Raw genomic sequence first — 19,602 nt, forward strand, 5'->3', positions numbered from 1 at the left:
AAAACGCCCGCTATCCAAATAAGGATAACGGGCGAACGAAACAGAGTTAGATACTCTACAAAATTCCGCCATTCATACGAAGTATGAATTTGGGGTATGAAATTAGAGTAGGTTTTACATTGCTTTTGGGAATACAATGGAGCATTTTACACCTTGAGGTGTGTTTTGTATTCCATAAGGAAACTGATGTTTATCTAATATTTGTTTTACAATATATAACCCAAGACCACTACCTTGTACTAAGCCATGTTTGTCAGGATTTGCGCGATAGAATGGTTCAAATAAATGGGCAAGTTTATCTTCATCAATTTGAGAACCTGTATTTAATACTTCTAATGCGTAACCGTTTGGCTTTTCATAAAGTTTTATATATACATGCTGATGGTCAATTGTATAATGAATTGCATTTGAAATAATGTTAAAAATAGCAGTTTGCATAAATTTAGGATCAGCTAAAATTTGTACATCTTGTTTAATGTTAGATTGAACATTTAATTGTTTTACAGATACAAAATAATCTACTTTCTTTATAACGTCCTCAATAATATTAGTTAATGAGATAACTTTTAAATTTGGTTTAAATTGAGGGTTTTGTATTTTGGATAATTCTGACACTTTTTCCGTTAATATGTTAATATCTTGCATCATCTCATATGAACGTTTTAAATATTTATCTCTATCTTTATAAGCGCCGATTCCGTGAATCATGCCATCGAGTTGTCCCATAACGGCTGCGATTGGTGTTTTTAATTCATGGGATATCATAGACATAAATTCTTTACGAGATTGTTCTAACTGTTGTTCCTTCTTGAGTTCATTTCTTAAATCTTGATTGCTTTCATGTAAATTTTTCACAATAGTAGGTACTTGTGAGGCAGCTACTTGCAAATTAAAATCTGTTTGATCTGTATTTTTGTTAAGTAGCTTTTTATCTGAGAAATCAAGATTCATAATATCTTTTAAAGCATCGCTCATATATCGGAAAGGTTTGGCGATTATTTTTGCATAGATTAAAGATCCAAGCAGAGATAATGCAAGCATTGTCGCCCCAATATGTGGAGCTAACTGCTGCAACACATCTGTTAACTTTGGATTATCATGTGTATCATTTGCTTTACTTGCTGCATTTTGTGTATGTAAGGCATCATTGTTAGTAACTTGCTTTCCCGCTTCTGTAAGTGAAGACGTTGTGTTACTTTTCCCCGGAATATTTTGTGCATGTTCTTTTGCTTTTGCTTTTGCAGTTTGGCTAGGCTGCAAAAGATGATTGATGGCTGTAGAGAGTGTTTTCATGTCTATTTGAGAAGATTGAAAATTAGAGATGCTACTCTCTGACACAGCTTTATTTTGCTTTGTTTTAATTTGGTCGTTTTGTTTGTCTGATTCCGCTTGTTCCGCAGTTTGCGTTCCAGAAGCTTTCAAACGATCTTTATCGTAATTTGAGGCTAGAAAATAAATGATTTGATAAAGACAAATTGATAAAAGAACACAAAACAATAGGGTTTTGATGAATATATTTTTGGTGATGTTGTCTTTGCTACGATTCGATTTTGTAGCCAATGCCTTTCACCGTTTTAATATAAGGAATTTCTAATTTTTTTCGTAAGTTTTTAATATGTGTATCTATAACCCTCACATCACCATAATGTTCATAGCCCCATACCTTATTCAACAAATCACTTCTTGATAGTACTTTTCCCCGATTTTGCAGTAAAGTATATATAATTTCAAATTCTTTTGTAGTCAATTCAATTTGATTACCATGAACATAAGCGGCATATGCTGTAGAATTTAACATCAATTCATGGAATTGTAGTATAGTTGCAGCTTCTGCTTCCTTTGTTGCTGCCCTTCTTAATACAGCTTCTACACGTTTTATAAATACGGTGTAATGGAACGGTTTTGTAATATAGTCATCAATACCTAACTCAAATCCTTTAATTTCACTTTCTTCATTATGTAAGCCTGTTAACATAATGATTGGTACATCAGATTGTCCTCGCATAATTTTACAAATACTATAGCCATCTATATCTGGTAACATTACATCGAGGAGGACAAGATCGTATGAATTTTTTTGGAAAAGAAGAATGCCTTCTGTTCCAGCACCAACTACATCAACAGTAAAGTTTTGTGCCATTAGAAATTCACGAATAAGTTCTTGTATATCTGGGTTGTCTTCAATCACCAGTATATGCGTCATAGTAACACCTCCTAAATAACGCTTTTTACTGCAATATTCGAATTCATCATTTTTGGGATGACTCAGATTGTTTATACATATAATAAGCCCCCGCTATAAAATAGTAATGAAAGTAGCAAGGGGGATTGTTTAGTGTCACTGAATAGTTCAGAATTACAGTAGTTCTATTATAGTATGTATTGTAAAATTTATAAAATATTATAACTGTATAATTTTAATATCCATGTTTATCAATGTTACGATGATGTTGAATGCAATCTATTTTTATTATATATGTAAATACAGTTATTTTGCTACTGTAAATGAATAAATAAAATAAGCCAAGACATAAAATTCTTGGCTACACATAAATCTTGTTCTTAGGCTAATTTACAGTGACAGTAGCTTGCTGCTGAACGCGCTCAAATAACCAGTGAATATCATTGTTAAACATACGAATACAACCAAGTGTTGTTGCTTTCCCGATTGCTTGATTATTGTTAGTTCCATGAATCGCATACGTTGTTCCGTAAGTTCCTGCCATATTTAATCCGAGCCAGCGGTCCCCAAGTGGATTACGTGGATCGCCGCCTTTAATTTTTCCTGTATAGTAAGGACGGTTTTTAATTTTATTTACGATTTGAAAAGTACCCTTAGGTGTTGGTGTTGCTGCTTTTCCAGTAGCGACAGTGAAACTTTTTATGAATTTTCCATCTTGATAATAATCCATTTTATTTATTTTTGTGTTTACGATAAGCTGATCCTTCGTCGTAGCTGCTTCTGCAGTAGTGAATGGAAGAGTTAAAAATCCTAATGATAATAGCGCACTTAATAATAGTTTTTTCATTATATTCTCCTTTTACTTATTGTAGTAGTCTTACATACAATGAATTTGTAATCCTCGTAATGCTTGATTGACATTTTCATCTAATGTTTCAAAGAAGGTAGTAATCTTTGTATTACATTTGTTGTTTTTATCAATAAGTAATCTTTCATTTAATAACAGCTCACCATGTAGTCCAAAACCTTGAACTCGAATATTTAGTTCATCTTCAGTTTCAGAAATAATCGGTAAGAAATAGTGAAAAGCTTTCGTTGGAATGATGTAGCTTTTGCCAATCATGCTTTCTTGATTTGAATTAACCCATTTTCTCATGACGATCTTAATGTTCTTTTTTGAAACGATAAAAGACAGCGTTGTAGATTTTGTTAAACTTACGTCAAATTCATTTGTTTCACATATTTGTAAATTAAAAACGGTTTCATTTTGATGAGATTCAACATTCGTATTAATAAAATCGTGCATTTTATAAGCTTCCATTTCTTATTCACCCTTTTTTCAATTTCGAAAAGCGACTTATATTTATTCAGTTTAATGTTTAGTCATATATTAGCTAAATTTTTCAACAAATTCCGATATAATCTTACAATACGTATATGAAGCTAATATGAAGTTCATATGAGTTTGTGGTGGTTTTTTATAGAGAACAAAATAAGGTGGTTTTCGAGAGTTAAAAACTGGATGAAAAATGTATATTAATGGATTTCCTTCGCGTGATATATAGTTGTTAGCTTGTTTTTAAATGCTAATAGATATAAGTAAATAGAGAACAAAAAACTTTAGAATGAGCCTTACAAAAATGTAATAAAAATGTAAGCTATTGTGATAGTTATTTCGACAATTTTTTTATACAATAATAGTAACAAGTTGTACGTGAATGAAAGGGGAGATGACATGGAATGGGTTCATGAATTATTTCAGCAATATGGGTATTATGTAGTACTTGTAGGCTTGCTGTTAGAATATATTGCACTTCCGTTTCCGGGAGAGCCAACATTAGCATATGCGGGGTTTTTAGCACAGAAGGGTGATCTAAGTTTACCTATTTTAATTATCCTATCCTTTATTGGGACAAGTGTAGGAATGACAATCCAATACTTTTTAGGAAATAAGCTTGGTATGCCTTTTGTTCAAAAATACGGGAAGTACGTATTTTTAACACAAAGAAAAATTGATTTAACGAGAATGTGGTTCGATAAATACGGATATTTCCTTATCTTTATTGGCTTCTTCATTCCTGGTGTACGTCATTTTACAGGATACTTTGCAGGTATCATTAACTTACCGTTTCGCCGCTTTGCGATTACAATTTATTCAGGTGCTTTATTCTGGGTATCGTTCTTCTTAATCGGTGGCTACTGGTTAGGTGGTAACTTACATGATATTTTCGGATTACTGGGAGATCATATCGGCAAAATCATTTTCGGAGCGATGGTCATTGTAGCAATTACGTTAAGCATTCGTTTCCGCAAACAACTAAAACGAGTATTTTTACAAAACGCAAGTTAATATGGAATCCATTCTATGTCAGATTTTAGGGAGGCAGTGCAAAAGCACTGCCTTTTTTATTGTATTTTCCAGTTTGCTTTTATTTTTCCATCGATACCGTCACCGGTGGCTGGTATATAATACGTTCCTATTTTTTTTCCGTATGTGATTATTAAAATCTATTATCTAAGTTATATATTTAGGAGAATATAGATTTATTTTTGACATGTATATAAGTCAAAATGACAATTATAATTGACAAAGATAAGGATATTATTTACAATTTTAATTAAATAAATGAAAAAGAGGTAAAACATGAAGCTTCAAAATCGAGTGAGGGAACTTAGAGCAAAGCATCGTGTATCACAAGGGGATTTAGGTAAAGCAATCGGCTCATCACGGCAAACCATTAGTTTAATTGAGCGCGGGGATTATGCACCATCTATTGTGTTATCGCTAAAAATCGCACAAATTTTCAATGTACCAGTGGAGGAGATATTTATGTTAGTGGAGGGGGAAGATGGAGATGAAGGGTAAGGGGAAAATGACGGCTATATTGAAGTTGTTAGTAGGAGCAATCTTTGGTGGGTTTATAGGGTATGTAGTAGGGGATATTGCAACAGAGGGTACTAGCAAAATACCTCCTGTTATTAGCATTGCTATGATGAGTGTATTTGGCGTAGCGATTATATATTATATTTGGAAGCGTACAAGAGCGCTCGCACAAACGAAAGATGAAGAAGAAAATGTTAAGGGACGAAGATTAGGGATAGCGCTTATTTATTTTCGAGTAATGGAAATTATTATTCCATCATGGTTTGTTTGTTCAGTTATCACTTTTTATAGAACGTATACAAGTGAGGGGAACTTGCTCTTTGTTAGTGTAAGTATTGTCGTATCTACAGTGTGCTTTATTGCTATAACTTGGTTAGGATCTGTAATGAGGAAAAGATATAACGCTCTATATCCAGAACAGAGTGTTACGTATTCTCAGTCAATGGAAATGTGGGCAAAGAATGCAGATGAAGGGCAAAAGCAAATTGTTCATGAAGCGGGATATAAGGCATATCAATATACAAACATGACACTTGCTTGTGCGTGGTTGGCGGCGATTGCGTATGCAATTTTAGATGGAAAAGACTTCTTTATGGTCATTATGATTTCGTTCGTTTGGGTATTACATGTTGGAACATATATGTACGAAATGCATAAAAAAATGATTTATTAAGGGGAGAAAAACGGTGGACATTTTAAGAAGACCTGCTTTTTCAATGTTCGTTGCTTTCGTTTGCTCCGCCTTATACGGATTCATTCGAATAGAAAAAGTACAGCAAATTATAGAAATATGGGCCTTTTTCGGGATTGCATTGCTTGTGTTAGCTATTCATGAATTAGGGCATGTAATATTCGGTTTGATGTGCGGTTTGAAATTTAAGTTTATGACAGTAGGACCTATTACTGTTCAAAAAGAAAAAGGGAAAATACGAATTCGAGAAAATAAAATATGGATGTATGTAGGTGGCGTTGCAATGTTAGTGCCGCCTTCCACACACACACCGAACCTCTCAAAAAAATGGGCGTGGATGACTTTAGGTGGACCGATTACAAGTGTACTATTCGGTATTACTTCAGGTTACATATACATGGTTAGTTATTATCAATATCTTTTATATTTTTCCGTTTTACACTTTACGATTTTTGCCGTTACAATAGTGCCGATAAAAGGAACATTCCTGAGCGATGGCATGCAATTTCTCATTTTAATTAAAGATGATGAAAGGGCTAGAGGGCATTTATATAATATTCAAGTATCGGGTGAATTATTAAGCTACAAACGGCCGAAAGATTGGGATGAGAGATTAGTAGAAATTAGTGAAGAAAAAATAAAAGAGGATAAAAGTATAAGAGAAATAATGAGCGGACTTATGCTCGTATTTTATGCCCGAGCTGATCAAGAGGGAATGGAAAAAGCGATAGTGCATTTAGAGAAAATTGTGCAGTTACCTGTGACAAAAGAAAATAAATATTTTGTTGGTAGTTTTCATAGTTGGTATCTTTTATATAGAGTACTTTATCAGCAGGAAAATCTTTACTTGCAAGAAGCGAAGAATCATGCGAAGGCAATTACAATGCTGGACTTACATGGGTATTACCGTGCACAAGGAGTTATCAAATATTTAGAGCAAGATATGGAAGCATGCCATATTTATATGAAGAAAGCGGATAAAGAATTGAAGAGCGCTGAGAAGAGTGAAATAGGATATTTACAATTGGATAGAGAGTGGTTCGAGCAGTTGAAGGAGAGGGTATCTTACGATGGGTGAGGTATCCTCTTTTCTATATGTAATCTTATGCCGTTCCATAAAAAGTTCGGGGCGAGTAAAATGAGTTAAGAAGAGCAAAGTTTGGAGGAGTTATATATGGAAATTTTAGCGATTATTTTGCTAGTCTTACTCATTTATGTAATTTTTAAAGTGGCATATGTAGCAGTAAAAATACTCGCAGTCCTATTAATTATCTTTTTAATTGTAGAGTTCGGCAGTAAGCTGCTTGGGGGATAGGGTATGTTGTGCGTTTTGGTTATCGAAGGATGTCGTTGAATCGATATAATGAAAAAATCGTTGATATATTCCGGTAAGTACCGGATGGGGTATATGGAAAAGAAGTTGCCGTGGGGGTAACTTCTTTTTATTTGTTTATAAAATGTTTATTTTTACCGTCTATTCTAGTAGCAAGGAGGCGATAAGAATGAAAAAAGAGGTTTTAGAAGTAAGAGATGTGACGAAAAGAGTGAAGGGAAGAACGTTGTTAAGTCACATGTCTTTTTCTGTTTATAAAAATGAAATTTGTGGTTTTGTTGGGCCGAATGGTTCAGGGAAGACGACTCTGATTCGAACGATTATGGGGTTAATTCGACCGAATGAAGGGGAAATCTTAATTAATGGCATTAGCGTACAAAAAAATCGGAAAGAAGCTCTTCAGCATGTAGGTGCAATTGTAGAAGCACCAATTTTCTTTCCTTATATGTCAGGGCGAAAAAATCTACGCAACCTAGGTAGGATTACGTTACATACTGGTGGAGAAGTTCTTGAAAAAAAAGTGCAGCAAGTATTAGAAATCGTCGGTTTAGAAAATCGCGCTGACGATAAAGTTGGTACGTATTCGTTAGGAATGAAGCAGCGTTTAGGAATTGCGCAGGCACTTCTTGGGGACCCAGAGTTTATCATCTTGGATGAACCGTCTAATGGATTAGATCCAGTTGGAATTAAGCAACTTCGTAAAATTGTACTCGACTTACAGCGTGAGAAGGGAATTACTTTTTTCATTTCTAGTCATTTAATTCGTGAGTTGGAGCTTATGTGTAATTCCTGGGTCATGATTCGAGAAGGGTCACTAATATGGCGTGGAACGACGGAAGAGTTACAAGGAAGTGATAAAGAATTAGAAGATATTTTCGTGGAGATGATGAGCTCATGACGATGTTAGTACGTTCTGAATGGGGACGGCTTTGGGCAAAGAAAGTAACATGGCTTTGTTTTTTGATGATACCGGTGATGTTACTTGGGGCTGCGAAGTACTATTTGAAACATAATCAAGAGGTAGAAAGGACAGCAGTTGATTATACATATGCGAATTCATTCCCCGTACTTGCATTATCTGAAATGCTTATGAGTATATGTAATCTTGTTTTACTCGTTTTGATTGTCCTTGTGTTTGCTCAAGAGTATCATAGCGGTCAAATTCGGATGGTAATACAAAGGTCATACACGTATTCTGAGGTTCTTATTGCGAAAATAATTACGATATTAGCAGTAAGTTTGCTATTTATAGGTGTCTATTTTATTTGTAGTTATTGTATTGGCTATATTTTCTTTGAGCATGAACCAAGTATTCTTTTGTTTTATTTCACGGAAAAAATGAATGCACTTGGCGTTTTCTTATACTGTATTTCTTATTATGGAATTGCTTATCTTACTTTAATAGCGATGGCTAGCATATTAATTATGCTAGCGGTTGTAAGTAAATCGACAACAAGTGCAACACTACTTGGTATGGGATTTATTGTATTTTCTTTTGGATACCCAGCCATGGCGTTAGTGATAGGGAAATCACCGGCTTTTCTTTATATTAATTATTCTTCTTTAATTAAATTACAACATGAAGGAATTGCTATATCTTTATCTGGTAGTTCAAGAATGATTCTTTTTGGATCTGTAATTTTACTTATATACATTGTTATTTGTAATGCTGTAACAGTTTATTGGATAGGAAAAAAAGATAATTTTGTGTGAGGTGTGAAGAATGAGACAAATACTTATAAGTGAATTTGAACGGATTTTTGATAGAAAGAAGACGAAAGTATTAATTGTTATTTTTGTACTGCTACTTATTTTACACAGTGTATGGGTTCATACTTTTGGAGTTGCTATTTACGATACAAAAGGGACGGAAGCAATCTTAAGTAATTTAAATTTTCCTGTTGCAGTTACAAGAGAATGGTATTTTACTCTATTCTTATTAATTTTTCCAATCTTATTTATTGATAGCTTTAATAGTGAAATTTCATCTGGCGCATATCGTCTTGTCATGATCCGTCCGGTAAGTAGGTGGGAATTATTATTGGCAAAATGGATGACTCAAATGAGTATCGTAAGTTTATTTTTGTTACTGGCATTGATTGAGAGTTATATATATGGAACATTTTTTATAAGGCATGCAGAGGAGACGATCTTTTTGGATAAACAAGTCATTTATGGGACGGGTGCCTCTATTTTATATACCGTGAAATATTATTTAATATTATGGTTTATCGCAAGTGCTTTAATCATGTTGAGTAGCTTTGTAAGCCTTTGGTTTCAAAATGCTATCATTATATATTTTGTGATAGTTGGTTTACTAGTAGCTGGTTTGTATGTGAATGAAGAAATAAGTTATTTTGTAATGGGAAGTGAATCAATTTTAAGAATATTAAGTGAGGAGAAAGTCATATTTTACCTAATAAATGGTACAATTTTAGGAGGATGTGCGATAGCGGCTATGTTTAGTTGGTGTAAAAAAGATGTATTTAATTAGGAGGGACTTACTGTGGCGGACAAAATACTACTTGTAGACGATGAGCCAGATATTCTTACATTTATTGAAGACAGTCTTGCCATGGAAGGCTATGAAGTAAGAAGTGCATTAAGTGGTGAAGAGGCTTTGAAAAAATTAGATAGTAGCGTGGATCTCATTATTTTAGATGTTATGTTGCCTGATATGAATGGATTTAAAGTGTGCGAGAAGATGAGAGAGTCTTATGCATGCCCTATATTATTTTTAAGTGCGGATAGTAGTGAACGGTCTCGTATAGAAGGTTTATTGATTGGTGGAGACGATTATATTAATAAGCCGTTTAGTTTAAAAGAGTTGAAAGCTAGAATTGTTGCTAATTTGCGCCGTACGACAGAATTGCAAATGATGGGGCAAAAGAATTTACTGCGTTATGGCGATTTAGTAATAGATTTGCAGAGTTATGAAATACTATTAGGTAAAGAAAAAATTCACTTTACAAAAAAGGAGTATGAAGTTGTGAAAATGTTAGCACTTCATGCTGGCCAAGTTTTGACGAAAGGGCAGATGTTTGAAAAGATTTGGGGATATGATAGTGAAAGTGATGTCTCTACTGTAGTTGAGCATATAAAGAAAATTAGAACAAAGCTTAGTGTATATGATAGACAATATACATATATTCAAACTGTGTGGGGAATTGGATATAAGTGGAGTGTACAGAATTGATGCAAAGGTTAAGGATTAAACAACAGCTAGTAATTGGCTTTTTAATAGTTTTAATTGGTAGTTTAATACTGACAGTTTTAACGGCAGCTAGTGGTTGGTATTGGCTAACGAAGAGTGGAAAAGTATTTCCTGCAAATTATTATGAACAAAAAATTCCTATGATAAAAGAATATGTAAAAGATAAAGGAGCCCTATTGTTAAATGAAAAAGAGCGAAATGAATTAGAGAAAATTATCCCTAAAGAGGGAATTAAATATCAAATTGTTAATAGGCAAGGAGATATTTCTTATGGTACATATAAAAAGAAGTTAATAACAAATGAGAGACCAATTTTGAGTGTTATTAATACGAATATTCATGAGGAAGAAGATGATACTGAAGTTACGACATATCTGCCTTTAGTTGATAAGACTGGGGAGCTACGGGGAGCGATAGGACTTAATTATCATTTGACAATGTCTACTGCTTCGGCAGTTGACTCCTTGTTTGTAATCTTATTTTTAGCTTCGCCCTTTATATACATTACAATTTTATCTTATATTGTTTCAAACCGAATGGGAAAAAGAATAAAGAAACCACTCGCTGAATTATCAGAGGCTTCAAAAAGAATTCAAGAGCAGGATTTAGATTTTCATTTAGAATACAACGCGAAAAATGAAATTGGTGAGTTAGTCGGTTCGTTTGAAAATATGCGCGCAGCATTAGCAACAAGTTTATCACGGCAATGGGAGTTAGAAGAAGAAAGAAGAGAATATATTAGAGCTATTTCTCATGATTTGAAAACGCCGCTAACGATTGTACAAGGTCATACAGAAGGTTTGCAAAGTGGCTTATGGAAAAATGAAGACTTGTTACATCGGTATTTACAAACGATTGAACGAAATACAAACAGAATGACAAAACTTCTTGAGGAGTTCCAAACAGTAAATGAGTTAGAAAGTTTCTCGTTTCAATTACGTTTAAATAAAGTGCATATAACCCCATTCTTTCTTAAAAAACTAGAAGAATATGAATGTATAGCTAGGAAAAAAGAGATTGAGTGGGACGTTACCTTTGAAAATAATGAGGGTGTACAAAACTTAGTATTTGATCAAGAGCGGATCAGTCAAGTAATGGATAATATCGTGATGAATGCAGTTCGGTTTACGCCGGTGTCAGGGAAGATGCTTGTTAAAGTATGTGCTTGGCATGGCGCAATAGAGTTTCATGTATATGATTCAGGACTTGGTTTTCAAGAAGGGGATTTGAAGAAAGTATTGCAGCGTTTTTATCAGGGAGATCAGTCGCGTTCAGGAAGCAAGGAGCATTTTGGGCTCGGGTTATATATTGCCAAGACAATTGTTGAGAAGCATGGCGGCATAATACAGGTAGAAAATAGCAAGGTGCGAGGTGGGGCACATGTTTCATTTCGAATTCCGGGTGGGGTATCCAAAAGTAGTCAGTAAAAATAAAAAAGCTGGAAGAGTATCTTCCAGCTTAAGAGTTACTTTCAATTTGTTGACCATTTTCTTCTTCGTGGTCTTGTAATAGGTTGAATACGTCTGCTAGGCAGAATGCGATAAACCAAGTCCATAGACCATGGAAGAAAGCTGAGCTTAATTGAAGTGGTAATGTATAGTTTGTCATTGAGTAGGAAATACATCCACCAACGATTCCGATCATTGTTAATAACATTGTTTTTTGAGCATTTTCTTCTGGATTGAAGAGGAAGAAAATGTATCCGCCTAAAATTGAAGCGCTTACAAGGGTTTCGATTCCATTAAAAATGATATTCTCTCCAAGCTCTGTGTTTGTCCAGAAACAGATCACGCCGCCGACGATGGCAAATAGGACAGCTAGTGTGTATCGTATATATTGATTCATATGTTCATCTCCTTATGTAATAAGATGATTTGGAAGTCAAAAAGGTAGGTATAGTATATTGAAGTGAATTTTAGTTGTACGTATCTTTTATAAAAAGATCAGTGAAGAATAACTAAGATGATCGGTTTTTTTTAAACCGTTACGTGTATGGTGTCTGAAATATACCCGACTGCTCGTTTCTTTTTGCTTATAAAAATAAGAGAAACTTCCAAGTCTATATACTCTTTTTTGTTAGTCTAGTTTTATTATAACACATTTAGTGATACAATAATAGAATTATCTGATTTTGTAATAAGTGTAAAAAATAAAAAGCGCAAGGAATTGTAGTTCCTTGCGCTTTTTTATATACGTTTGAAACGGCCGACAATTTCAACTGTTTCAGTAATGTTCATAAATGCTTTATTATCCACTTGGCGGATAATACGTTTCATTTCGCCCAACTCGTAGCGAGTTACGACAGTGTAAATCATTTTTTTCTTATGGTTTGTATAGCCGCCGACAGCATCTACCATTGTTACGCCACGTATGCCGTGATGTAATAGTGAGCTTTTTATTTCCTCACCTTTTTCTGTAATTGTCATTATCGTTAATTTAATATGTTTTGTATGCACGGCATCAATTACTTTGCTGACTACAAACCGACTAATTAACGTATAAAGCGTAATATCCCATCCGAAAATAAATCCTGCTGCAACAAGTAAGATTAAGTTGAATCCAAAGATGATTGCTCCAATTGAAACATCGCGATGTTTCGCTACAATCAATCCAACAACATCAAAACCACCTGTTGAAGAAGCAAATCGGAATATGATTCCTGAGGCAGCACCGCAGATGACACCACCGAATACAGAAGACAGCAAAATATCATCTGAAACTTGGTGTACTGGGATAATGTTCATCGCTAAAGATGATACAGCCACAAAGTATGCCGTTAAAAAGGTTGTCTTCTTTCCTAAGTAAAAGTGACTTAAAATAAGAAGCGGAATGTTTAGTAAAAAGATAAGTGCTCCGATATTGTAGTGCATTAAATAACCGATAATCATCCCTACACCAGCGAACCCACCGCTAATCATATTATGCGGGATAAAAAACATATTCATAGAAATTGCATACAAAATAGAAGCTATAAAAATAACAACTAACTGTATGATAAATTCTAAATGAAATGTTTTAGCTGCTGGGAAGGATAAAAAGGCGGTGTCGGGAACGTAATCGGCGTCTCCTAGTTGACCCATAGTATGTTTCATCTCCATATTCATTTTTGATTACAAGAAGAGAATAAAGCTTTTTTCAAAAACTGGCAATAGTTTTATTATAATGCAAAAATTTTATAAATTTCTAACAAATTAAACCTATTCAAAGATACGTGTGAATATACTAAAGAAAGCGAATACATTGGTTTTCTAGCATAATTTTTTGAGAAAATATGCAAAAAAAACTTTTGAGAACAAAAGGAAATAGAGAATGTTTGCTGAATATGCTAAAATGACTTTATTAAGGATGTGAAGCGATGGAATTTTTATTGCAGGATGCAATTCTATATATATCGTTTGTAACGACAGCGCTTTGTGTATTAGAAGTCTTTTTTCTTGCTAACGTTTCTCGCTTTGTGCGTCAGCAAGCATCGAGCGGTAGACAGAGAGCTTTTAAACTAGTAGATACGTGTGAAGAGGGTACAAGAAATGTACCGCTATTTTCTATTTTTTATAAATATGGAATGATTCGTTCTGTCCGCAGACAAGAATCGAGTGGAGAGAGTGACGAGGTAGGTCCGTATACACCAATGTTTCGCTAATTAATTACGAAACATTGGAGGAATGAACATGTTAAAATCATACCGAGCTAGGCTCATTAGTTTATCATTATTACTTGTTTTTATTTTATCTGGCTGCAGTAATGCAGGTACAATTGATTCACATAGTACGGGAATTTGGAACCATTATTTCGTATATCCAATCTCATTTATGATTCAATTTGTTGCTCATCATATACCTGGTGCTAGCTTCGGGATTGCCATCATTATCATGACGCTCGTTATTCGTTCAGCAATGATTCCATTAGCTGTTTCACAATATCGTAGCCAAGCGAAAATGAAAAAAATGCAACCTGAATTACAGAAGCTGAAACAGAAATACGGTGATGTGGGTAAAGATCTTGAAAAACAAAAGCAGTATCAAAAAGAAATGTCAGAACTAATGAAATCAGGCGGTTGGAATCCGTTAGCTGGGTGCTGGCCAATCTTTATACAAATGCCGATTTTCTCTGCTTTGTATTATGCGATTAGCCGAACTGAAGAGATTCGTACATCTTCATTTTTATGGGTGAACCTAGGACATGCAGATCCATATCATATATTACCGATTATCGCAGCGTTAACAACATTTATTCAAATGAAGGTGTTCCAATCAAATGTAACGCCTGGAGAACAAGCTCAAATGCTGAAAATACAGCAAATTATGATGCCTGCAATGATTCTATTTATGGGATTTGCGGCGCCATCAGGACTTGTGCTATATTGGATTACAGGTAACTTATTTACAATGACACAAACAATTGTATTAAGAAAAGTAATGGAACGTGAAGAATTACAATTACAAAAAGCTTAGATAAACGCCGCTCGTGATGAGCGGTGTTTTTTATTTAAATCGTTAAGGAAATTTTAAGAAACCAACATTACTATTGGCATTGTATACGAAAGTGTACATGCTTTAGAAATATGAAGGAGGAAATTTCCTATGAAGAAGAAAACAGTTGGATATTTAGCAATTGCAGGTGCTTTATCATTTGGAATTATAGGAGGAGCTGGTATACCAGCGTTTGCGGCAACTAATACTCCAGCAGCTGAGCAAGTTACAAAAGGAACTGCGAAGAAGAATTTAGATGAAGCAACAAAACAAAAAGTAAAAACGATTATGGATGATACAAAGAAACAGTTAGAGGGATTAGGTGTGAAATTCCCAGAGAAGGGTAAGCACAAGGAAATGTTTGCAGGACTAGATGATCAGGCGAAAGAAAAAGCAAAGTCGATTCTAGAGCAAGAAAAATCCGGGAAATTAACTCGCGAACAAGCAAATGAGGAATTAACAAAGCTAGGCGTGAAATTCCCAGAGAAAGGTAAGCACAAAGATATATTCGCGAATTTAGATGAGGCGACAAAAGAAAAAGCGAAGTCCATTTTTGAGCAAGGGAAGTCCGGAGCATTAACGCATGAGCAAGTGAAAGAGAAATTGAAAGAATTAGGCGTAACGCTTCCAGAGAAAGGGAAGCATGGTGACATATTCGCGGATTTAGATGAGGCGACAAAAGAAAAGGCGGAAGCAATTTTGAAGCAAGAAAAGTCTGGAACACTAACTCGTGAGCAAGCGAAAGCGAAGTTGAAAGAACTAGGTGTGAAATTCCCAGAGAAAGGGAAGCACGGTGATATGTTCGCGAATCTAGATGAGGCGACAAAAGAAAAAGCGAAGTCCATTTTTGAGCAAGAAAAGTCCGGGAAATTAACTCGCGAGCAAGCGAAAGAAGAATTGACAAAACTAGGTGTGAATCTTCCAGAGAAAGGGAAGCATGAAGACATCTTTGCAAACTTAGATGAGGCGACAAAAGAAAAAGCGAAAGCGATTCTAGAAAAGGAAAAGAAACAATTAGCAGATTTAAATGTGGATCTTCCAAATCATAAATTTTTTATGAAAAATGAAGATAAATAATTGAACTATGTCGTATCTTTCGTGTGGGCAACCGAGGGATATGATGCATGCGAGGACCGATTTCTGTAAGCAGAAATCGGTCCCTTTTAATGATTCAATAAAATTCTTTTCATTGTTAGTATGTATCCAAAGGTGCAGTAGAAGATTGCAAAACCGATAAACACTTCAGTATATTGGTATTTACCTAATACGTAGAAGGAAGCAGCTGGTATAATAGCTACCGCTAAAATGCTATAACCAGGATACTTATATCGATACATGATAGCGAATATAAAAGAAAGAACAGTAGCGATGATACAAAAAATAGCAATCATTATTAGTACACCTCCTACATGGATTATACCATTTTTAGGGAATTAGAGAAAAATGGTAACTTCTGTTATAATATAAGAAGAGAAATATTTCTTATGTTATATAAAAAATATATTGATTTTTTCTAACAATTCAATATAATGGGAAACAACTACAAAATTCGACATCAAGAAGTGATGATGAGGATATGATCAGTTTTTTACGATTATCAGAGAGGGAGGCCTTTGGCTGTGAGCTTCCTAATACGGGAAAATCGATTACCACCTCTGAACTGCAGCAGTGAACGGATATCTAGTAATTGCATGCCGGCAAAAACCGTTATTTAGACTTGAGAAATTGGTGAAGTGTGTCACTTTACTAATTGAAACAAGGGTGGAACCACGAATACAACACTCGTCCCTTTTTTAGGGAGGAGTGTTTTTTTATTTCATTTTTGCATCACACTAGAATTGGAAGGAGGATACGCAGCATGCATCATGATGAGAAAAACAAAATTGGTTTAACAGTAGCACTCTCTATCGTAGTAGGAACTATTATTGGGTCTGGTGTGTTTATGAAACCAGGGAGCGTATTAGATTACTCAGGGAGTTCTAATATGGCTATTCTTGCTTGGGTAATTGGTGGTCTGTTGACGTTAGCAAGTGGTTTAACAGTAGCCGAAATTGGAGCGCAAATTCCGAAAAATGGTGGGTTGTATACGTATTTAGAGGAGATTTACGGAAGTTTTTGGGGGTATTTATCTGGCTGGATGCAAACAATTGTTTATGGACCAGCTATTATTGGAACGTTAGGTTTGTATTTTAGTTCTTTAATGATCAATTTTTTCTATTTAGATAAAGTCTGGAATTTACCAATCGCAATTGGAACAGTTGTGTTCCTAGGCGTTATAAATAGTTTGGGAACAAAATATGGGGGCATCGTCCAAACGGTTACGACAGTTGGGAAGATGATTCCAATTATATTAATTGTTGTGCTAGGGTTTTGGAAAGGGAATAGTGATATCTTCAACGTAGTTGTACCGATATCAGAAAATCAAAGTATCGGGATGGCAATTTTAGCAACTTTATTTGCCTATGATGGCTGGATTTTGCTTGCTTCTATTGGCGGAGAAATGAAGAATCCAACAAAGTTATTACCGAAGGCAATGACAGTTGGGATTTTAATTGTAACAGCTGCTTACGTATTAATTAACTTAGCGTTACTAAATGTATTACCAGCAGCGAAAATTGTAGCCCTTGGAGAAAACGCAACGGCGACAGCTGCGGGAATGTTACTTGGAGAATATGGCGGGAAAATTATTAGTATCGGTATTATCATTTCTATTTTCGGTTGTTTAAATGGAAAGATTTTAACATTCCCACGTATTCCGATGTCGATGGCAGAGCGTGGACACCTTCCGTTTTCTAAGTTTATTGCAAAAGAAAATTCGAGATTTAAAACACCAGCGAATGCGATTACTGTTGAAATCATATTAGGAATTATTTTAATGATTATTAGTGATCCGAATAAGCTATCCGAGATTTCCGTATTCATTATTTATATTTTCTATGTAATGACATTTATAGGTGTCTTCATCTTAAGAAAACGTAACAAGAATAAAGAGCGTGCATACAGTGTACCGTTATTCCCGATTGTACCAATCGTTGCGATTTTAGGATCGTTGTTTGTACTTGGAAGTGCAATTATTAACGATCCGGTAAGCTGCTTCTTATCAATTGGAATTGTATTTACTGGACTTCCGGTGTATTGGTACTTAAATAAGAAGAAAGAAACTGGAGTTTAATGATTGAAGGGCAGGCGTATTATACGCCTGCTTTTTTTGTTGTAAAAAAATTTGTACTTGCGTCCACTTTCTCTTTTGGTTACTATAATGGTAGTAACCAAAAGAGAAAGTGTGGGGAAAGGCTTGAATTTTCGTGTATATATTTTAGCTATTGCGGCTTTCGTAGTCGGAACGGTTGAGCTAATTATAGGAGGAACGCTTGATTTAGTTGCTAATGATTTAGGTGTGTCGATTAGTGCAGCTGGTCAGCTTATTACAATATTTTCAGTAGTATTCGCTCTATCAGGGCCAGTTTTATTAGCATTAACAGGCAAGTTTGAAAGAAAGAAATTGTATGTTGTGGCATTATCAATTTTCTTAATTGGAAATATCATTTCGGCATTTAGTGTGAATTACGAGATGTTAATGTTCTCGAGGGTAATTTGTGCAGCGAGTGGATCGCTTATTATTGCACTATCGGTAACACTTGCTTCTAGTGTAGTAGAGCCGCATTTTCGTGCGCGTGCAATTGGAATCATTTTCATGGGTATTAGTGGATCACTCGTACTTGGAGTACCGCTAGGTCTTGTGCTCGGAAATGCATATGGATGGCGTGCACCATTTGTATTAATTTCAATATTAACGGTTATGGCGATTGCTTGTATTTCATTATTCTTAACGAAAGTACCAGCGACATCGGTATTATCAATAAGAGAACAAATTGCTACGTTAAAGGATAAAAAAATTGTAAGTGCACAGTTAACATCATTTTTATTTTTAACAGGACATTTAACGCTATACGCATATTTAACACCGTTTTTAAAAGATGTGATGCATGTTGAAGCAAATTGGATTAGTGTGTTTTACTTCATTTTCGGAATTGCAGCGGTACTTGGAGGTGGCCTTGGCGGCTGGCTTGCTGATAAATGGGGATCGAAGAAAAGTATTATTTCCATCATTATCGTATTTGCATGTGCAATCTTTATGTTGCCGATGATGACATTCTCATTCCCGCTTTTCATTATTATGATGGGGATTTGGAGTATGCTGAGCTGGGCAATTTCGCCAGCACAGCAAAACTATTTAATTGAAATTGCGCCAGAATCAGCTGGTATTCAGCAAGGTTTAAATAACTCTGCACTTCATTTAGGAATTGCACTTGGCTCAACAGTGGGCGGAGTTGTTATTGAGAAATCATCTGTTATATATAACGCTTGGGTAGGCGGCGTTTTCATTATATTGGCACTGCTTTGTGCGATTTTCTCTATTACGAGAGGACGCTCGAATCAGCTTACGAAAGAAGAATCTATCATTTGATAGGTTCTTTTTTGTGTAAAAAATTGCAGGGGTTAGTAGAGAAATGGAGAAGGGAGTATATAGCGAGGTGATAGTATATGGATTATTCAATTATTGGTTTTATATTCACGGTACTTCCTTTATTTGTGATTGTTTTTGTATTTAGATGGATTCGTTTCATCTATCAAAATTCTGAGAAACAAGTAGAGCAAAATGAGAAGATTATTGAGCTTTTGATGGAGATAAAGGAGCAAAAAAAATCGTAAAATGAACGTTCTGTATTTACAAATCAAAACCATCCGAAAAACCAACTACATAAAATTGAATTAGCGAAAGCGTAGAAAAGAGCTGTACCAAATGAGTATGTAAAACTCCGTTTGGT

The 19,602-nt window shown here is 34.9% G+C and carries 23 protein-coding genes and 1 other annotated feature; of the genes, 16 read left to right on the top strand and 7 right to left on the bottom strand.

Annotation, left to right across the window (positions count from 1 at the left end; all coding sequences use genetic code 11):
* Nucleotides 1-114 precede the first annotated feature (114 nt).
* The 4 genes from ABH955_RS22095 to ABH955_RS22110 all read right to left on the bottom strand — a co-directional run bounded on the left by ABH955_RS22095 (nucleotide 115) and on the right by ABH955_RS22110 (nucleotide 3,503).
* Complete coding sequence (locus ABH955_RS22095) at nucleotides 115-1,560, bottom strand: sensor histidine kinase (RefSeq protein ID WP_404454503.1); 1,446 nt, start codon at nucleotides 1,558-1,560, stop codon at nucleotides 115-117.
* Nucleotides 1,538-2,203 carry a response regulator transcription factor gene (locus ABH955_RS22100; protein WP_000148832.1) on the bottom strand — a complete coding sequence of 222 codons (666 nt, stop codon included), beginning with the start codon at nucleotides 2,201-2,203 and terminating at the stop codon, nucleotides 1,538-1,540. The genes ABH955_RS22095 and ABH955_RS22100 overlap by 23 nt, the downstream gene beginning before the upstream one ends.
* A 364-nt stretch (nucleotides 2,204-2,567) precedes the next feature.
* Nucleotides 2,568-3,029: a L,D-transpeptidase gene (locus ABH955_RS22105; protein WP_002015973.1), complete on the bottom strand. Its 462-nt coding sequence runs from the start codon at nucleotides 3,027-3,029 to the stop codon at nucleotides 2,568-2,570.
* Between the two features lie 30 nt (nucleotides 3,030-3,059).
* The gene (locus tag ABH955_RS22110) at nucleotides 3,060-3,503 is read right to left on the bottom strand and encodes a DUF3978 family protein (protein ID WP_404454501.1); all 444 of its coding nucleotides are present in this window, start codon (nucleotides 3,501-3,503) and stop codon (nucleotides 3,060-3,062) included.
* A 414-nt stretch (nucleotides 3,504-3,917) separates the two neighbouring features.
* Here ABH955_RS22110 and ABH955_RS22115 point away from each other — a divergent pair, with 414 nt between their 5' ends.
* From ABH955_RS22115 to ABH955_RS22160, 10 genes are all read left to right on the top strand, one after another.
* Nucleotides 3,918-4,532 (top strand): DedA family protein, encoded by a 615-nt coding sequence (locus tag ABH955_RS22115; protein ID WP_404454498.1) that lies wholly within the window; start codon nucleotides 3,918-3,920, stop codon nucleotides 4,530-4,532.
* Nucleotides 4,533-4,826: 294 nt separating this feature from the next.
* Nucleotides 4,827-5,048 carry a helix-turn-helix transcriptional regulator gene (locus ABH955_RS22120; protein ID WP_404491674.1) on the top strand — a complete coding sequence of 74 codons (222 nt, stop codon included), beginning with the start codon at nucleotides 4,827-4,829 and terminating at the stop codon, nucleotides 5,046-5,048.
* Nucleotides 5,032-5,739: a DUF3169 family protein gene (locus ABH955_RS22125; RefSeq protein ID WP_002192335.1), complete on the top strand. Its 708-nt coding sequence runs from the start codon at nucleotides 5,032-5,034 to the stop codon at nucleotides 5,737-5,739. Before ABH955_RS22120 ends, ABH955_RS22125 begins: the two co-directional genes overlap by 17 nt.
* 13 nt (nucleotides 5,740-5,752) lie before the next feature.
* Nucleotides 5,753-6,835 carry a M50 family metallopeptidase gene (locus ABH955_RS22130; RefSeq protein ID WP_404441960.1) on the top strand — a complete coding sequence of 361 codons (1,083 nt, stop codon included), beginning with the start codon at nucleotides 5,753-5,755 and terminating at the stop codon, nucleotides 6,833-6,835.
* 96 nt (nucleotides 6,836-6,931) lie between these two features.
* Nucleotides 6,932-7,072 (top strand): DUF3985 family protein, encoded by a 141-nt coding sequence (locus tag ABH955_RS22135; protein ID WP_002034639.1) that lies wholly within the window; start codon nucleotides 6,932-6,934, stop codon nucleotides 7,070-7,072.
* 187 nt (nucleotides 7,073-7,259) lie between these two features.
* The gene (locus tag ABH955_RS22140; protein ID WP_404454489.1) at nucleotides 7,260-7,988 is read left to right on the top strand and encodes an ABC transporter ATP-binding protein; all 729 of its coding nucleotides are present in this window, start codon (nucleotides 7,260-7,262) and stop codon (nucleotides 7,986-7,988) included.
* Entirely contained in the window at nucleotides 7,985-8,803 is an 819-nt protein-coding gene (locus tag ABH955_RS22145; RefSeq protein WP_404491675.1) for an ABC-2 transporter permease, read from the top strand. The genes ABH955_RS22140 and ABH955_RS22145 overlap by 4 nt, the downstream gene beginning before the upstream one ends.
* 10 nt (nucleotides 8,804-8,813) lie before the next feature.
* The gene (locus ABH955_RS22150) at nucleotides 8,814-9,584 is read left to right on the top strand and encodes an ABC transporter permease (protein ID WP_404454483.1); all 771 of its coding nucleotides are present in this window, start codon (nucleotides 8,814-8,816) and stop codon (nucleotides 9,582-9,584) included.
* Between the two features lie 12 nt (nucleotides 9,585-9,596).
* Nucleotides 9,597-10,286 carry a response regulator transcription factor gene (locus ABH955_RS22155; RefSeq protein ID WP_404454480.1) on the top strand — a complete coding sequence of 230 codons (690 nt, stop codon included), beginning with the start codon at nucleotides 9,597-9,599 and terminating at the stop codon, nucleotides 10,284-10,286.
* A complete protein-coding gene (locus tag ABH955_RS22160; protein ID WP_404454903.1) occupies nucleotides 10,286-11,731 on the top strand; it encodes a sensor histidine kinase in 1,446 nt (481 codons plus the stop codon). Before ABH955_RS22155 ends, ABH955_RS22160 begins: the two co-directional genes overlap by 1 nt.
* 31 nt (nucleotides 11,732-11,762) lie before the next feature.
* Here ABH955_RS22160 and ABH955_RS22165 read toward each other — a convergent pair whose 3' ends face one another.
* Both ABH955_RS22165 and ABH955_RS22170 read right to left on the bottom strand, forming a co-directional pair.
* Nucleotides 11,763-12,149 (bottom strand): DUF3938 domain-containing protein, encoded by a 387-nt coding sequence (locus ABH955_RS22165; RefSeq protein WP_002015968.1) that lies wholly within the window; start codon nucleotides 12,147-12,149, stop codon nucleotides 11,763-11,765.
* A 341-nt stretch (nucleotides 12,150-12,490) separates the two neighbouring features.
* The gene (locus tag ABH955_RS22170; protein ID WP_000530031.1) at nucleotides 12,491-13,384 is read right to left on the bottom strand and encodes a YitT family protein; all 894 of its coding nucleotides are present in this window, start codon (nucleotides 13,382-13,384) and stop codon (nucleotides 12,491-12,493) included.
* A 275-nt stretch (nucleotides 13,385-13,659) separates the two neighbouring features.
* Between ABH955_RS22170 and ABH955_RS22175 the strand changes: the two genes are divergently transcribed.
* From ABH955_RS22175 to ABH955_RS22185, 3 genes are all read left to right on the top strand, one after another.
* Nucleotides 13,660-13,944 (top strand): hypothetical protein, encoded by a 285-nt coding sequence (locus tag ABH955_RS22175; RefSeq protein WP_002015967.1) that lies wholly within the window; start codon nucleotides 13,660-13,662, stop codon nucleotides 13,942-13,944.
* A 28-nt stretch (nucleotides 13,945-13,972) separates the two neighbouring features.
* On the top strand, nucleotides 13,973-14,755 hold the full coding sequence (locus ABH955_RS22180) for a membrane protein insertase YidC (RefSeq protein ID WP_404491676.1): 783 nt from the start codon (nucleotides 13,973-13,975) through the stop codon (nucleotides 14,753-14,755).
* A 129-nt stretch (nucleotides 14,756-14,884) separates the two neighbouring features.
* Nucleotides 14,885-15,850: a hypothetical protein gene (locus ABH955_RS22185; protein ID WP_404491677.1), complete on the top strand. Its 966-nt coding sequence runs from the start codon at nucleotides 14,885-14,887 to the stop codon at nucleotides 15,848-15,850.
* A gap of 86 nt (nucleotides 15,851-15,936) precedes the next feature.
* Here ABH955_RS22185 and ABH955_RS22190 read toward each other — a convergent pair whose 3' ends face one another.
* Nucleotides 15,937-16,164 (bottom strand): hypothetical protein, encoded by a 228-nt coding sequence (locus ABH955_RS22190; protein ID WP_404454474.1) that lies wholly within the window; start codon nucleotides 16,162-16,164, stop codon nucleotides 15,937-15,939.
* 165 nt (nucleotides 16,165-16,329) lie between these two features.
* Nucleotides 16,330-16,566: a binding site (T-box leader), on the top strand.
* Nucleotides 16,567-16,631: 65 nt separating this feature from the next.
* Between ABH955_RS22190 and ABH955_RS22195 the strand changes: the two genes are divergently transcribed.
* The 3 genes from ABH955_RS22195 to ABH955_RS22205 all read left to right on the top strand — a co-directional run bounded on the left by ABH955_RS22195 (nucleotide 16,632) and on the right by ABH955_RS22205 (nucleotide 19,486).
* Nucleotides 16,632-17,945: an APC family permease gene (locus ABH955_RS22195; protein WP_002015963.1), complete on the top strand. Its 1,314-nt coding sequence runs from the start codon at nucleotides 16,632-16,634 to the stop codon at nucleotides 17,943-17,945.
* A 111-nt stretch (nucleotides 17,946-18,056) separates the two neighbouring features.
* Nucleotides 18,057-19,241 carry an MFS transporter gene (locus ABH955_RS22200; RefSeq protein ID WP_404491678.1) on the top strand — a complete coding sequence of 395 codons (1,185 nt, stop codon included), beginning with the start codon at nucleotides 18,057-18,059 and terminating at the stop codon, nucleotides 19,239-19,241.
* Nucleotides 19,242-19,318: 77 nt separating this feature from the next.
* Nucleotides 19,319-19,486 carry a hypothetical protein gene (locus ABH955_RS22205; RefSeq protein WP_215554642.1) on the top strand — a complete coding sequence of 56 codons (168 nt, stop codon included), beginning with the start codon at nucleotides 19,319-19,321 and terminating at the stop codon, nucleotides 19,484-19,486.
* Nucleotides 19,487-19,602 lie beyond the last annotated feature (116 nt).

Origin of the sequence: Bacillus sp. RC240 (assembly GCF_044907945.1) — a bacterium.
Classification (GTDB): Bacteria; Bacillota; Bacilli; order Bacillales; family Bacillaceae_G; genus Bacillus_A; species Bacillus_A mycoides.

What these genes read in the sequence shown, in the direction of transcription:
- ABH955_RS22100 (WP_000148832.1), bottom strand. Translation starts at nt 2,203, where the DNA reads ATGACGCATATACTGGTGATTGAAGACAACCCAGATATACAAGAACTT.
- ABH955_RS22105 (WP_002015973.1), bottom strand. Translation starts at nt 3,029, where the DNA reads ATGAAAAAACTATTATTAAGTGCGCTATTATCATTAGGATTTTTAACT.
- ABH955_RS22110 (WP_404454501.1), bottom strand. Translation starts at nt 3,503, where the DNA reads ATGGAAGCTTATAAAATGCACGATTTTATTAATACGAATGTTGAATCT.
- ABH955_RS22115 (WP_404454498.1), top strand. Translation starts at nt 3,918, where the DNA reads ATGGAATGGGTTCATGAATTATTTCAGCAATATGGGTATTATGTAGTA.
- ABH955_RS22120 (WP_404491674.1), top strand. Translation starts at nt 4,827, where the DNA reads ATGAAGCTTCAAAATCGAGTGAGGGAACTTAGAGCAAAGCATCGTGTA.
- ABH955_RS22125 (WP_002192335.1), top strand. Translation starts at nt 5,032, where the DNA reads ATGGAGATGAAGGGTAAGGGGAAAATGACGGCTATATTGAAGTTGTTA.
- ABH955_RS22135 (WP_002034639.1), top strand. Translation starts at nt 6,932, where the DNA reads ATGGAAATTTTAGCGATTATTTTGCTAGTCTTACTCATTTATGTAATT.
- ABH955_RS22140 (WP_404454489.1), top strand. Translation starts at nt 7,260, where the DNA reads ATGAAAAAAGAGGTTTTAGAAGTAAGAGATGTGACGAAAAGAGTGAAG.
- ABH955_RS22145 (WP_404491675.1), top strand. Translation starts at nt 7,985, where the DNA reads ATGACGATGTTAGTACGTTCTGAATGGGGACGGCTTTGGGCAAAGAAA.
- ABH955_RS22150 (WP_404454483.1), top strand. Translation starts at nt 8,814, where the DNA reads ATGAGACAAATACTTATAAGTGAATTTGAACGGATTTTTGATAGAAAG.
- ABH955_RS22160 (WP_404454903.1), top strand. Translation starts at nt 10,286, where the DNA reads ATGCAAAGGTTAAGGATTAAACAACAGCTAGTAATTGGCTTTTTAATA.
- ABH955_RS22165 (WP_002015968.1), bottom strand. Translation starts at nt 12,149, where the DNA reads ATGAATCAATATATACGATACACACTAGCTGTCCTATTTGCCATCGTC.
- ABH955_RS22170 (WP_000530031.1), bottom strand. Translation starts at nt 13,384, where the DNA reads ATGGGTCAACTAGGAGACGCCGATTACGTTCCCGACACCGCCTTTTTA.
- ABH955_RS22175 (WP_002015967.1), top strand. Translation starts at nt 13,660, where the DNA reads ATGGAATTTTTATTGCAGGATGCAATTCTATATATATCGTTTGTAACG.
- ABH955_RS22180 (WP_404491676.1), top strand. Translation starts at nt 13,973, where the DNA reads ATGTTAAAATCATACCGAGCTAGGCTCATTAGTTTATCATTATTACTT.
- ABH955_RS22185 (WP_404491677.1), top strand. Translation starts at nt 14,885, where the DNA reads ATGAAGAAGAAAACAGTTGGATATTTAGCAATTGCAGGTGCTTTATCA.
- ABH955_RS22190 (WP_404454474.1), bottom strand. Translation starts at nt 16,164, where the DNA reads ATGATTGCTATTTTTTGTATCATCGCTACTGTTCTTTCTTTTATATTC.
- ABH955_RS22195 (WP_002015963.1), top strand. Translation starts at nt 16,632, where the DNA reads ATGCATCATGATGAGAAAAACAAAATTGGTTTAACAGTAGCACTCTCT.
- ABH955_RS22205 (WP_215554642.1), top strand. Translation starts at nt 19,319, where the DNA reads ATGGATTATTCAATTATTGGTTTTATATTCACGGTACTTCCTTTATTT.